This window comes from Marinicella marina (genome assembly GCF_030065545.1).
Taxonomy (GTDB): Bacteria; Pseudomonadota; Gammaproteobacteria; order Xanthomonadales; family Marinicellaceae; genus Marinicella; species Marinicella marina.
In genome coordinates this window covers 399,505-413,671 of record NZ_JASJNC010000003.1, presented here as the reverse complement: position 1 = coordinate 413,671, position 14,167 = coordinate 399,505, and the positions used below count along the sequence as shown (strand labels likewise).

At 44.2% G+C, this 14,167-nt stretch carries 10 protein-coding genes and 1 pseudogene; 5 read left to right on the top strand and 6 right to left on the bottom strand.

Translation table 11 applies throughout. The annotated features are described in order from the left end of the window. Positions 1-3 precede the first annotated feature (3 nt). From QNI24_RS06810 to QNI24_RS06790, 5 genes and pseudogenes are all read right to left on the bottom strand, one after another. Positions 4-3,126, bottom strand: a complete 3,123-nt coding sequence (locus tag QNI24_RS06810; RefSeq protein WP_267175223.1) for an nSTAND1 domain-containing NTPase — start codon at positions 3,124-3,126, stop codon at positions 4-6. 185 nt (positions 3,127-3,311) lie between these two features. Continuing rightward, positions 3,312-3,791 carry an NYN domain-containing protein gene (locus QNI24_RS06805; RefSeq protein WP_267175224.1) on the bottom strand — a complete coding sequence of 160 codons (480 nt, stop codon included), beginning with the start codon at positions 3,789-3,791 and terminating at the stop codon, positions 3,312-3,314. A 308-nt stretch (positions 3,792-4,099) separates the two neighbouring features. Then, positions 4,100-5,467, bottom strand: a pseudogene (locus QNI24_RS06800) (DEAD/DEAH box helicase); the annotation flags it as partial. 181 nt (positions 5,468-5,648) lie between these two features. Continuing rightward, positions 5,649-8,015, bottom strand: coding sequence for a M14 family zinc carboxypeptidase (locus QNI24_RS06795; RefSeq protein WP_283708588.1), 2,367 nt, complete (start codon positions 8,013-8,015; stop codon positions 5,649-5,651). A 43-nt stretch (positions 8,016-8,058) separates the two neighbouring features. Then, complete coding sequence (locus QNI24_RS06790) at positions 8,059-8,295, bottom strand: accessory factor UbiK family protein (RefSeq protein WP_267175226.1); 237 nt, start codon at positions 8,293-8,295, stop codon at positions 8,059-8,061. A gap of 94 nt (positions 8,296-8,389) precedes the next feature. Between QNI24_RS06790 and rnr the strand changes: the two genes are divergently transcribed. The 5 genes from rnr to QNI24_RS06765 all read left to right on the top strand — a co-directional run bounded on the left by rnr (position 8,390) and on the right by QNI24_RS06765 (position 13,596). Next, entirely contained in the window at positions 8,390-10,729 is a 2,340-nt protein-coding gene (rnr, locus tag QNI24_RS06785) for a ribonuclease R (protein WP_267175227.1), read from the top strand. 5 nt (positions 10,730-10,734) lie between these two features. Beyond that, complete coding sequence (rlmB, locus tag QNI24_RS06780; RefSeq protein WP_267175228.1) at positions 10,735-11,472, top strand: 23S rRNA (guanosine(2251)-2'-O)-methyltransferase RlmB; 738 nt, start codon at positions 10,735-10,737, stop codon at positions 11,470-11,472. Positions 11,473-11,627: 155 nt separating this feature from the next. Beyond that, positions 11,628-12,197, top strand: coding sequence for a peroxiredoxin (locus tag QNI24_RS06775; protein WP_267175229.1), 570 nt, complete (start codon positions 11,628-11,630; stop codon positions 12,195-12,197). 78 nt (positions 12,198-12,275) lie between these two features. Beyond that, positions 12,276-12,806 carry a carboxymuconolactone decarboxylase family protein gene (locus QNI24_RS06770; protein ID WP_267175230.1) on the top strand — a complete coding sequence of 177 codons (531 nt, stop codon included), beginning with the start codon at positions 12,276-12,278 and terminating at the stop codon, positions 12,804-12,806. A gap of 154 nt (positions 12,807-12,960) precedes the next feature. After that, positions 12,961-13,596 carry a protocatechuate 3,4-dioxygenase gene (locus tag QNI24_RS06765; protein WP_267175231.1) on the top strand — a complete coding sequence of 212 codons (636 nt, stop codon included), beginning with the start codon at positions 12,961-12,963 and terminating at the stop codon, positions 13,594-13,596. A 15-nt stretch (positions 13,597-13,611) separates the two neighbouring features. Here QNI24_RS06765 and QNI24_RS06760 read toward each other — a convergent pair whose 3' ends face one another. Then, positions 13,612-14,061 (bottom strand): hypothetical protein, encoded by a 450-nt coding sequence (locus QNI24_RS06760; RefSeq protein ID WP_267175232.1) that lies wholly within the window; start codon positions 14,059-14,061, stop codon positions 13,612-13,614. Positions 14,062-14,167 lie beyond the last annotated feature (106 nt).

The following is a 14,167-nucleotide window of genomic DNA, read 5'->3' as shown; positions in this document are numbered from 1 at the left end:
GCTTTATATCTCCGTTAAAAAATCAGGGTTTTTAAATTCAATGCCATTCAGGTAAGCAACTTGTCCTTTATCGAGCGGTTGACCTAATTGACTGGATAGTTGCTTGGCCAATGCCAGTGCTATCCTGTTGTGTTTGTTGGCGGCAATAAACTGACTCAGTTCGGTTTGTGCTAGAACAAGGGTGCTCGCTTCGCCTTGGCTGACTGCTGATTGCAACTGATACTGCAATAACTGCAATTCAACATGATTCAAAACATCCTTGTGGTTTGTAGTGGCTTTGAAAATCCGAGTGAATCTGTCCCATGCTGCCTTGTGCTGTCCCAGTGCGGATAATATTCGAATGTTTTCAGTTTCAACTTGTTGGAGTTGTCTATTTTTTAATTTTTGTACCGATTGAGGAAACTGCTGAAACAAATTCAACGCTTGGTTGTTAAATAACTGGGCCTGATCGATGTCGCCGCTGTGGCGACTGATTTTAGCCAATAAGGTGTTGGTTTTTATCAGCGTTCCCCGCCAATTTTGGTTGTCTTGGTCTGCTTTTGTCAGCTCAGTAAATAACTGTGCAGCTCGGTCGCCATGATTTTTGGCTTGCTGTAATTGACCCAAATCATAATGGCTCAAACTCAAGCGGTAATTAGCCAAGGCCAGTCGGTGTTGCCAGATCTTGTTGTCACTTTCAGTTTGAAATAATTGTTCAGCCAGTTGCAGTGATCGGGCGTACAACATGTTGGCATCGTTTAATTGGTTGTTGCGGCTTTTACTGGTGGCCAACCATGAGACGGTGTCGGAATAGTCGGCTAAATACTGTAGCTCATCGGGGTGTTGGTTCACCAATTGTTGCTTTAAGTTGGCAGATTGATTAAAAAACGTTGCTGCAGCATCCAACTCAAACATTTTAAGTTTAAGGCTGCCCATGTTATTTAAGGCATAGGAAAGTTCTAACTGCCATTGCTTATTGTTGGGTTCTGCTTGCATGAGTTGTTGTGCTTGGTGTAAGTATTCAAGCCAGAAGCCTTGTGCTTGTTGAAAGTCTTTTTGTAAGTAGTCAATGTAACCAAGCCAGTATTGGGTTTGACTGAGTAAATATGTGGTTTCTGTGGTTTGCGCTTGCAGGTCTGTGAGTTTTTGTTGGGCGAGTGTGAGGTGTTTGTGGGCATCTTGCCAACGCCCTTGGTTGATGTGAACTTCGGCCAGTGTGTTCAGTGCTTCAATGTGGTGCATTTGGGTGGTGGTGCTGGGATTTTTTTGATTCTTATAATGGGCAATGACCTTGGTGCTGAGCATTTCCAGAAGGTTGAGTTGGCCAATAGGATATAATTTTTGCTTCAGGTCTTTGATTAAAAAATTATTCAGGGCCTCCGCGCTGGTTTGACTGACCAGCAGCGCTTGGTTGATGTTTTGGTTCTTGACCAGAAGCACACTGACGCTGGCCAACAACAACAGTATGGTGGCTGCAAAAAATTGTTTGATGCGGTGTTTTTGGTGAACTTTGGCTTTTGATTTTTTGATGAAAGCGCGTTCATTGTTATTGAGGTTTAATGTGTCAGCTTGATCCAATAAATAGGTATTATCTAACAGGTAATCATTCTGTTTGTTATTTTTGATCCACCAATGCGCTTGCGTTTGTAGGTTTGTTTTGATACTCAGTTGCAGTTGGTTGGCATTCAGCCAAGACCGAATGGTAGGACTTTCACTGAGCAGTGATTGGTGAACCAATGTGATGTAAGTTTGTTGCTCGTGCATTTGCGTGCTAATGATATCGGCATCAATCAGCTGATTAATGACAATCATGGCGTCAGTGTCATTGATTGTTGCTAGATCACATTGGCTGAGTTGTTTTACACCCTCATTATTCACCCTGATTAAATGGTTTAAGTATTTTTTGAATGCTTCGACTTGATGTGCCTCACAAACATCAAAGACTGCTTCGGCTTTGTGTGCCAGAAAGCCACTGAGCCTACCCATTTTTCGATAGGCATGAAAGGTAAATTGGTTGTGATCATTGACCTGTAAGCAAAGATGACGCATGGCTTGACTGATGACAGGCAAGGCATTGTTCAGGTTTTCTGCATCCCGTGTTATGTGTTCTGACAATGACTCAAAACATGTTTTGTCATATTCAAAACGCAAACCTGCAGCGGCCACTGGTTGCTTAATGATTTGTTTTATTTCGTCGTCATTGGGTGGAATTAAGTCATAAGAGACTGCGGCTTTTTTGTATTTTTGAAAACCCTCTTGACGCATCAGGTCTGCATAATATTCATTGGCGATTAAGCTGATGATGAAAAACTTTTTATCAGCCATTAGTTGATTGAGGCAGGCAAAAAATGCAGTGATTTCAGCTGCTTCTTTATTAATGACGACTTGCTCGAATTGATCCAATACCAAAAGAAATTTTGCCTGTTCATGTGGATAGGCATTGGTAAAATCAGCACCAGCACCGATGTCAATATGAGCCTTGAGTGTTTGCTGCAATGACAGTGCCATGGCTTCATCTGAGGCATTGATACTGTGTTGAATGAAACCACAGAATGGGTGACTGAGGGGCTTCACCGGGTTTTTTAAAAAAGGCACAATCTCAGTGTTAATCAGTGATGTTTTACCCGCTTTCTGAGCGCCCAGTATCAACAGTGCATGGGTTTCATTGAAGTTCAATTTATCAATGATTTTTTTGATTTCGGAACTGGCTTTTTGGCGACCAAAAAAAATACTTTTATGGCTTTCTTGATAGGGTTTTGAGCCCAAATATGGTGGGCCGTTTAACCAAGTTGGTCTGACCATTGCATTGGGTCTATCAAATCCCTTGACTGCAGCGATGATGGCATAACCTTTTTTGGGAATGGTTTTGATGTAACTGGGCTTTCGGGCATCATCACCCAAAGCTTTGCGTAATTGCGCCACGCATTTATGTACTGGGTTGTCACTGATGTATTGATTGGGCCAGCAATTTGTTACCAGTTCATCGGTACTGACAACTTCGGGGGATTTGAGGCTAAGGTGTAACAAAACCTCCATCAACTTTGGTTCTATGGTTTGAGCAACCCCAGCCTTGGTGAGCTGATTTTGTTTGGGTTGAACCAGCCAAGCACCGAGGTAAAAACCACTATGAGTCAATTCTATAGACAAAATGCGACAAATTAATAATTATATAATATAAACATTATATATAATTAAATGTATATTATGTCTTTTATTCAACACCACTGATTTCAGCCTACAAATAATGAGCTCAAGCCGTAACAGATGAAGCTGAGGCTTTGGCCTTAAATCAAAAGATAGCTTATGCGGTGGTCAATTAAAATCAGTTGGGTTTATTTTGGGTTTTGTAGCCAAATACCATCAATGGCGGTGAAATCGGTACAGGCATTGATTAAGGAATCTGAGGTCAGTTTCGGTACACCAAAAACTTGGGTTTTGATTCCGTGCTTTTTCATGATGTGCTGTAACAAAATAGCAAAATCACCATCTCCTGATAATAAGATGACCCGATCCAATTCTGCAGCAGCCTCTAAGACATCAATGGTGATGCCAACGTCCCAATCGCCTTTGGTGGTGCCATCCTGGCGACGAAACATGGGTTTTAAGATGACATCAAAACCGATGTGTCGCAATGCGCTTTGAAATTTCTTTTGGTCATCTACATTGCGACTGATGGCATAGGCTTTGGCCACTTCAATCTGGCCCATATCACTGACATGCTGCCAAAACTTGCGGTAATCAAAGGTTCTGCCAAAAGCTTCTCTGGTGGTGTAATAAATGTTCTGTACATCAACAAAGACCCCAATCTTCATGACTGCTGTTTATTTTTTGGTTGGCTGCGGCGGTTATTGGATTTTTTGTTCTTGTTGTTGCTGAACGGTTTGCCCCTGGCAGGTTTTTTTTTCTGGCCGCTATTACCGTGGTTACTGCCTTTGGGTTTTCTGTGTGAATTTCCTGCTGGGTGTCTCTTACCCGCTTTGCGTTTGTTGCCTTGCTCATCGTCCTCATCAGACTGCCATGGGTTGTGGGCTTTTTTACCTTGACCGGCTTTGGCCATTTGGCTGCGGGCATAGGCCAGTTGGTTCTCTGCTTCACTGCGGTTGGCCCATTTCTCTCTAACGGCTGCTTTCACAAAGGGTCTTTGTTTGGGTTTTTTAGGTTTTTTCTTGCCTTGGTATTCATTATTACCGTTGGCATTTTGAGACTGATTGGCTCGGTCATTGTGACGTTTTTTCGGTGGGCGTTGCTGGCCTTTGGAATTATTGTGTTGAGATTTTTTTGCTTTGTTGCGCTTCGGTTTTACAGCAGATTTGGCCAATTCTCTGCGCATCGCTTGTTTTGACACCGGCACATCGTGATCAGGTTCGAAATCATCCACATATTGGCGTTCCAATGGGTGTCCTAATAGTTTCTCAATATCAAACAGCTGCACAAATTCATCGGCACTGACCAATGACACTGCCTCGCCTTCGGCACCGGCACGACCTGTTCGACCAATGCGATGCACATAGTCTTCAGGCACATTGGGTAGATCGAAATTCACCACATGCGGTAACAAGTCAATGTCAATACCGCGGGCCGCAATATCGGTAGCCACCAAAACGCGTACCTTGCCTTGTTTAAATTCAGCCAAAGCTCGGGTTCTGGCTCCTTGGCTTTTGTTGCCATGAATGGCCAGCGAGGTCACTCCAAACTTGTTGAGGTAATCAGAAAGTTTATTGGCACCGTGTTTGGTGCGGCTGAAAACCAATACTTGCTGCCATTGTCCCTTAGCAACCAAATGCAACAACAGTTCTTTTTTGCGGCGTTTATCCACTGGGTGCATGACTTGGGCCACACTTTCAGCAGTGGTTTTTTCGGGGTTGATGGTTATTTCAACCGGGTGGTGCATGATGGTTTTGGCCAACTGTCTGATTTCGGTTGAGAAAGTGGCAGAAAACATCAAGTTCTGACGTTTCTTGGGCAACAGTTTAATGATGCGTTTGATGTCGTGAATGAAGCCCATGTCCAACATGCGATCGGCTTCATCCAGGACCAGAACCTCTAAATCATCAAAGCGCACGGCATTTTGACTGTACAAGTCCAACAATCGACCCGGTGTGGCCACCAAGACATCCACCCCACGACGCAGTTTTTGCATCTGAGGATTGATTTTAACACCACCGAATACCACTGCAGAACGGATTTTGACGTGCTTGCTATAGGTTTTTACACTGGCTTCTACTTGCGCGGCTAATTCTCGGGTAGGGGTCAATATAAGTGTTCGGGCACTGTTGAATTTGGCTGGTTTGCCACGACCCAGTATGTCTAATATGGGTAGGGTAAAACCGGCGGTCTTTCCGGTGCCAGTTTGTGCTGCGGCCATCACATCCTTGCCGGATAAGACGGCAGGTATGGCTTGGGCTTGAATCGGTGAAGGTGTGTCGTATCCTTGATCTGCAACGGCTTGTTGCAGTGGCTTGGACAGGCCAAGTTCTGTAAATTTCATTCATTTCTCTGTATTTAACAGCCCATTGGCTGTTGCACTTTAAGGTGTGCGACAAATAGCAGATTAAATGAAACTGTTTTGCGCACGCTGGTAGGTGATACCCACTGTCTCCGCTTTATTGCGGGGCGCGTACTTTAACTGAAGTGTGTGGGTATAGCTACTTGTTTTGGCTTTTATTTAATTAATTAAAGCCATTGGCGAAGATAACATCATCAATAAACTGCCCACAAACAGGCCCCGATGCTTTCACACTGACATCATCTATATGCCACCCATCGCGTGTCACTGTGACGTCGGTATCTAAGCGAAAACGTAGCCTAAAATCTATTGCATTCACCGGTGGGTTCAACTGGTTATTGGCCGCTTGCCAGCTGTTTTGGTTGTCACATCGGCTGATTTCCTGCCATGCACCCTCATCATATTGAACTTCAAATATGCCATAGTCATAGCCTGCCTCAGTGTCACAGATATTCATATAACTGACCTGCAATGAATTTGCGCCAGCTATGTTAATGGTTGGTGAAGTGAGGCTGATGTTTATTTGGTTGTCATATTCGCTACCGGGGCTGTCAGTCCAAGCACGAGTTGGGCTGTTACTTTGATCTGTACTGATGGCCCATGGCGCATCAGCTTGCCAGCCTACATTACCACCCTCTACATCATCAGCAAAGATTTCACAAAAAGGTTGAAGTTCAATATCAAGTTGTAATTGTTCGCCAGCAACCAAACTCAGGCCTGCTTGAGAAAACCCGGCATAATCCTCAGCGCGAACTTGCAAGGTTGAAGTGCCAGCTTGAACGTATTGGTTATAATTGCCATCCGCTGCACTGAGCGCTTCAGACTGATTGACAGATAGCAAAGCACCGGCTATCGGTGCACCACTCAGTGCATCACGCACAACGCCCGAGAGTTGCGCCACTTGACTGGGTTCAATGACGTCAATGAATCGAGCAAAAACAGCACCTTCGTATTGACCATCAGAGGCTTGAACAAACACGGTGTTTTTACCTGTGTTGAGGTTTTGGGTATCAAGTTGACCACTGAAAGCTTCTTGTGCCGCATCATAGGCTCCGTCTGAGGCTGCTAACGTTTGTTGGTTTTGGCTGTCACTGGGGAATTCGTTCAAAGCGGCATGAACTGCTGTCACGGTTTGGAAAGCTTGGTTTGTATTACTTTGGTTGTAGCGATCATCATCGGCCAAGCCCGAAATTTCAACATTGGTTCCAGCTGTTATGACATTGGGTATCACCCGCAAGGAATCTACATCGGGACCCAATGGCTGCTGATAGGGTGCCGATGTGACTCTGGCTAAATAGATCAAAGCTTTGAGGTTGTCTGGCCAAATTTGGGTTTCAAAGGTTTCACAGTCTTGAAAAAATGATGTGCCTAACTCAAAAGCCAGTGACGCCACGCCCAGTTCACCATAAACAGCATCGATTGAACCCCCGCCAGTGATCACCAGTTGGTTGACCGGTTGTGGAAAATAATTATTGATGAAAGCGGTGCGTTTGCCAATGGCTTGTAATTGGTTGTCGTTGGGCGAAACACCGTTGGTGTAGCCCCAGGGCCACAACATCAATTGGCCGAAGCTGTGAATGTCAATAAAAATGCCGGTGGCATCATCGGCTGCTGCATCGTCATCTCCAGGACCTCTGTTGTCCTCGAAGATTTGGCGCAAGTAGTCCATTTGTGAAGCCACTTCGGGTTCAGAAGCTTGGTTGAGACCATAAAAAACATCACTGCATTCATTTTCCGAACCGCCGATACCCCACTTGAATGGGTAGTTGCGATTCAAGTCGACGCCTCTGGAGTTACTGTTGCTGCAGTAGTCATTGTTGGTATTTTTGCGCCACAATATACCGGTTTGGGCTTGTTTGCGACCGTCGGGATTGGTGATCAATGACAGGTGTATTTCATGGTTATCTAAAATCCATGTCACATCAGCATCGATACCATAGTTATTGACCAAATACTGAGCGAAGCGTGTATTGAGCTCAGCAGTGGCATATTCTCTGGCATGAATTGAAGATGCCATAAATAAGATTGGTTTATCGGCTTTGATATTCTCATTGGTGATTTTGATTACCCTTAAATCATCACCCTGTTCCCCGTTTTGAATTTTTTCCCAACTGTCACCAATGTCAATTAAATCAACTAAATTCGGTTGTTCGGTTTCCAATTGCTGGATTTTTTGGAAAGTCTCGGACACGGTTGAATAACAGGCGAATCCGGGTATGCCAGCCCCAGATTTTTCAGCTTGTTTGATGCGCAATAAATCGTTCTGGTATTGATTCATCAGCATCAGATCTACCTTGGTGGGGAGGTTCTGCTGCAGCAGCAGTTGCAACTCGCTTGCATCATTGAGTTGGATGGTGGCAAATTTTTGCGCCTGGTTGATGTGCCAAACATCAAAATCATCGACCAAAGGTTGAAGTTCTGCGGGTTGTTTATAATACACCCGCACCACGGCTGGATATTCCAGATGCGATGCGTGGTTCAAGTGGTGTTCGGTGATTGCCAATGCTTGCACACCAAGTAACAACGACATGGCGCATGCCATAAGCTTTTTCATTTGCATAAGAGTAATTGGGTTAGGAGTTGAACTGTTCTAATTGTTTTTCCAGCGCCTCAAGTTTGGCACGGGTTTTGGCCAGAACGGCTTTTTGTACCTCAAATTCTTCGCGTGTGACCAAATCGGCTTTCTGCAGACTGGCAGTGAGGATTGATTTCATGTTTTTACTGAAATCTTCGCGCATGGTTTTTAAATCCTCTGGAATGTATTGTTCTACTTTGTTGACGATGTCTTCAACGACTTCTGCTTTAATCATAGGTAAGTAATCATGTGTGTTTTGGATATTTTACCATCATTAGCGCTGCAGCAACAATTTACTCATTGTGATTGCATGATGCTACAATGGCACCATGAAAAACCCATTTAACATCCCTGATCCGGAATTTGCCGAACAGGTTAAAAAATATGATAACCCCATTCCCTCAAGAACAGCACTGATCGACTTTCTAGAACAAGAAAAAAAATTACTCAAATTAGAAAGCATTGCGATGAAAATCGGCATTCAGAATGATGCCCAGTTCGATGGCCTGCGAATCCGCCTAAGAAGCATGGTCCGTGATGGTCAATTATTGGTTAATCGCCGTGGCGGTTATGGCGTCAGAAAAAAACTGGCATTGATTCAAGGCCGCATCAGCGCCCACAGTGATGGCTTTGGATTCTTGATTTCTGAAGAATTGGAAGAAGACGCTTTTATCACACCCAAGCAAATGCGCATGGTGATGGATGGCGATGTGGTCTTGGCCGATGTGCAAGACTCTTACAAAGGCGGCGGTAAACAAGACGCCTATATTGTTGAGGTGCTCAAACGTGCCCATGCCACTGTGGCTGGTCGCTTGGTCGATGAGGAGGGTTTGGCTTTTATGAAAGCCGATAATTCGAGAATCAGCGACATCATGATTCCACGTGAATACATGGGCACAGCCAAACACAATGATTACGTTACGGTCAGTATCAAAAAATACCCAGATAAACACCGCCCAGCGGTTGGTGAAGTGATTGCCATTTTAGGTCAACAGCTGAATCATGAACTTTCGATGCAATTGACCATTGTCAGTGAAGGTTTGCCACATGATTGGCCTGATGCTGTTGAAAATTACCGTTCACAAATACCCAAAGAAGTGGATGAGCCTAACATTGGGCCACACGTTGATATCCGTCACTTACCTTTGGTCACCATTGATGGAGCTGATGCCCGGGACTTTGATGACGCGGTGTATGTGGAGCCCACCGATAAAGGTTATAAACTGCTGGTGGCCATTGCCGATGTGTCGACTTATGTCAGGCCTGATTATCCGCTGGATAAAGAGGCTTATAACCGTGGAACCTCGGTTTATTTTCCTGGTAAAGTCATTCCGATGTTGCCGCTGGAATTATCTAACGGTATCTGCTCATTGAACCCTGATGTGGATCGTTTGAGTATGGTCTGTGAAATGCACATCAATGGCGCCGGGGAAATCCAGTCATACGAATTTTACCGCGGCCTGATGCATTCGCATGCGCGCATCACCTATGATGAGGCTTGGGCCTATTTGGACCAAGGTGAAAATCCCAAAGGTTGGTCTGATAAAGTTACTGATTCACTACAGCACCAATACCACCTGTTTAAAATTTTACAGCAAGAAAAGCATGCCCGCGGTGGCATTGAGTTCAACTCATCGGATGTGTTTATTGAAATCGGTGAAGATGGCATGGTTTCAAACATCCAGCAGTACACCCGCAATGATGCCCATAAGCTGATCGAGAACTTCATGATTTCAGCCAATGTTTGTGCAGCTAAATTCATTGAAAAGCATGGCGTGCCGGGTTCTTTCAGGTGTCACAATCAGCCTCCTGAGGGCAAGATCAAGGATTTAACGGCGTTTTTGAAAGGGCTGGGTGTTACCCCAAACTTTAAAGACCATCCAACACCGAAGGACTTAACTAAGTTATTGAATCAGATCCAACATCGCGAGGATAAAAGCCTGATTGAACAAGTGGTTTTGCGGTCGCAATCACTGGCTACTTATGAAGCCGAGAATGCAGGGCACTTTGGTTTGGCTTTGACTCATTATGCCCATTTTACCTCGCCGATCAGGCGTTATCCTGATTTGATGGTGCACCGGGCCATTGATCACATTTTGTATCACAAAGGTGAAAATTACCGCTACACAGAGGCCCAAGCCGAGGAAATCAACAAGCAGTGCTCATTGACTGAACGGCGGGCTGAAACCGCCTCGCGTGAAGTTGATGCGCGTTTAAAATGCCTGTTTATGCAGCAGTTCATTGGCGATGAAATGGTCGGAACGGTATCAGGCGTCACCCGATTTGGTCTGTTTGTACAATTAGAGCAATACCAAGTGGATGGACTGATACATGTGACCTCTTTGCCCAATGATTACTATCATTATGATGGTATCAAACACCAACTGACTGGTGAACGGGGCGGTAACCGGTTCCGTTTGACTGATGAATTGATGATTAAAATTGCGGCAGTTGATCTGGATGACCGTAAAATTGATTTTGAATTTGTCGGTAAGATCAACGCCAAAGGCGAGTTAAAACGTGCACCTGAGGAAGGCGAAAATAAACAGTCAAACAAAACTAATAAATCCAAAAAGCACAAAAAATCAAAGCAAAAAGACCACAAAAAAGACCATAACAAAAACCAAAATAAGAAAACAAATAAGGGCAAAAAACGCCGAAAAAGATAACCAATATGACATCAGAGAATAAACTCATATTTGGCATTCACGCCATCGAAATGGCGATAAAGGCTGGTGAAGTCAAAACAGTTTGGTTGCAAAAAGACGCTCAAAATAAACGCTTACTTAAATTGCTGGCTCTGGTAGAGAAAGCCGGTGTCACGTTGAACCGACTGAGTTTACAAGAATTGGATCGTTTGTGCGATGAACGACATCAAGGTGTGGTAGCCAGCATCAATGCGGTACAGCTGAAAACAGAAAAAGAACTTAAGCTGGCATTACAACAATGGGACAATCCATTGATTCTGATCTTAGACTGCATTGAGGATCCGAGAAATTTGGGTGCATGTTTGCGCAGTGCCGATGCAGCTGGTGTGACTGCGGTGGTATTCAGTAAAGACAAGTCAGCTTCCATCACCCCGATAACCCACAAGACAGCGGCAGGTGCAGTCGAACATTTGGAAATCTTTCAAGTGACCAATTTAGCCAGAGCCATTGAAGCCATCAAAGCCGCTGGTGTCTGGGTCTATGGCACCGCACTGAGCGATGACAGTGTCAGTATTTATGACACCAAGTTCTCAGGTGCAGTGGCTGTGGTTATGGGCAATGAGGGCAAAGGGTTGCGACATTTGGTCAAACAATCTTGTGATCATTTGGTGCACATTCCAATGGCCGGTGAAGTGCAGAGTCTTAATGTATCCGTGGCCACCGGCGTGGCTTTGTTCGAGGTCATCCGACAAAGAGCCAAATAAATCACACCAATTCAAACGAAAGCAATCCAAACTGACAACCACAACGTTCTGTTTTATAGGATGTGGTGATTTAATCATTCAATTTTACAAATCATTCTTCATTTACTATCATGAGCTCAACTTATTTAATTAACCCACAACAGGAGTAAAAAATCATGATCAGTGTAGGTGAAAAATTTCCAGCATTTGACTTAACTGCCGTAGATGGCAAGCCTTTTGACGAAATCAATATTGATAATGTTTTTATCAACTTAACTAATGAAAGTTTTCCCGGTAAGTGGCAAGTGATTTTCTTCTATCCGAAAGATTTCACGTTTGTCTGTCCAACTGAAATTGCTGCATTCGGTGATTTGAACGAAGATTTTGAAGACCGTGACACACAGTTAATCACTGCCAGTACCGATACTGAATTTACCCACTGGGCTTGGCGTAAGCACCAAGAAGAATTGCGTGACTTACCGATTCCAATGTTGGCTGATGTTAAGCGTGAATTGACTTCGGCTTTAGGTATTTTGGATCAAAATGAAGGCGTGGCACAGCGTGCTGTTTTCATAATCGACCCAGATGGTATTGTCAGGTTTTCAATGGTTACCGACTTGAATGTTGGCAGAAACCCGAAAGAAGTTCTGCGTGTTTTAGATGCCCTTCAAACCGATGAACTGTGTCCTTGTAACTGGAGCAAAGGCGACGAAACCATCGATTTGAACCAAGCCACAGCATCATAATTAGATAGCGACTTAAACCCACAAATAAAGACTGCGCAGTTGGGTGTCACCACCCAACTGCTAACAGCGGAGAATAATATGTCAATCAAAGAATTAAAATCAGCCCTTCCTGAATTTGCCAAGGACATCAAATTGAACCTTGGTAGTGTACTGACTGAAGAAGGATCAGCCGGTTTAACAGAAGCCCAAATAGCCATGATTGCTTTGGGTTCAGCCTACGCCACCAAAGACCGTGAAGTCATCCAAGGCATCACAGGTGCTGTTGAGACTTTGCTTTCAGCCGAAGACATCACGGCGGTCAAAGCAGCCACCACCATCATGGCCATGAACAATGTGTATTACCGATTTACACATTTGGTCAGTGACCAGGGTTATGCCAGCATGCCAGCCAAGTTGCGTATGAACGTGATGGCCAATCCAGGCATTGATAAAGTGGATTTCGAATTGATTTCTTTGGCCGTGTCTGCCATTGAAGGTTGTGGGCTCTGTATTGATTCCCATGTGGCAGTCATTGCCAAACATGGTATCAGTAAAGAAGGCATTCAGTCATCTATACGCATAGCGGCTACCATCAATGCAGTGTCTCAAGCTTTGGATATTGAGCGATAAACGACACATTTTGAAGATTAAATAACAACTTTTTCATTTAAAACCTCCCTTGGCCACTCACTGAAAACATTTGGTGGGTGGTTTTTTTTGTTCCGCTCAAGTGATGCAGCAATTATGGTCTATAATGTTTGTATTCATTCAAAGGGGCAGCAACATGAAAAAAACCAATCGCCGACATTTCATCAAACAAGGTGTTGCCAGTACTGCACTGGCAGCAATCACTGGGTCTGCATTATCGGCTCAGGCCACACCCAGTCAAACAGCTGGTCCTTTTTACCCCATCACACCACAAAAAGACCAAGATTTTGATTTAACCCAAATTGATGGTCACACACAGAAAGCTTTGGGTGAGGTGGTTGTTATACATGGACAGGTGGTTGATACCAAGGGAGATCCTATTGACAACGCCACGGTAGATATTTGGCAGGCCAATGCGGCCGGCCGTTACAATCACCCGCATGATACAAATACAGCGCCTTTAGACCCTCATTTCCAAGGCTGGGCCATTGTACAAAGTGGTGAGAACGGTGGTTTTAAATTCAAAACCATTATTCCAGGCGCCTACCCAGTATCGGCTGAATGGAGCAGGCCGCCACACATCCATTTCAAAGTGAGCAAAGCAGGCTTTCAAGAAGTGGTGACACAGATGTACTTTCCAGATAATCCACTGAATGATGTTGATAAATTATTACAAAGTAAAGACGCCCATGAACAAAAAATGATGATTGCAAATGCTGATGAAGAGCAAAAAGATCGTCTCAATTACCAAATCGTGATGGCCGCAGTTTGAAATTGAAATCAGAGTTTACGATGTTGCCATTTTGGCCTTGATTCCAGCAAAAGATTCACTGCCTTTGATGGTGATTTTCGGACAGTCTGTGCGTTCTGTGCCCCACTCATAACGACACTGTTCGATCACCAGTTCAATCCGTAATTGATCACAAGCAATCACTTCATTCAGCAGACTGATGGTTTCATCTGCCATCTTGATTTGTAGGGGGATGTTGCCAATTTTTATTTGCTCATGGTTGTAGTAATGGGTCTCACCGTTAATCAAGTAGATTTTATTCAGAGGTAAGCCATCGGCATCGTTCTGAGTCAAGGCCTCATAGGTGGGTCGACAACCACCCGCCTCATCAGTGACTGCTTGGTAGGTGATGATGACCTCATCTTCAGCGATGGCTTGTTTGGGTTCAGTGGCATCGCAGCCAATTAAAAAAACGCAGCAGGTTCCAACTGGCAAAATTTTAAGCATTGTTTGTATCCAAGTTCAAAATAAACAGCGTATAAATGTTTCATTGCTGTTGCAATTAAAACCACCAATAATTCGCTGGATTGTGGCCAACATCACAAGCACCAAC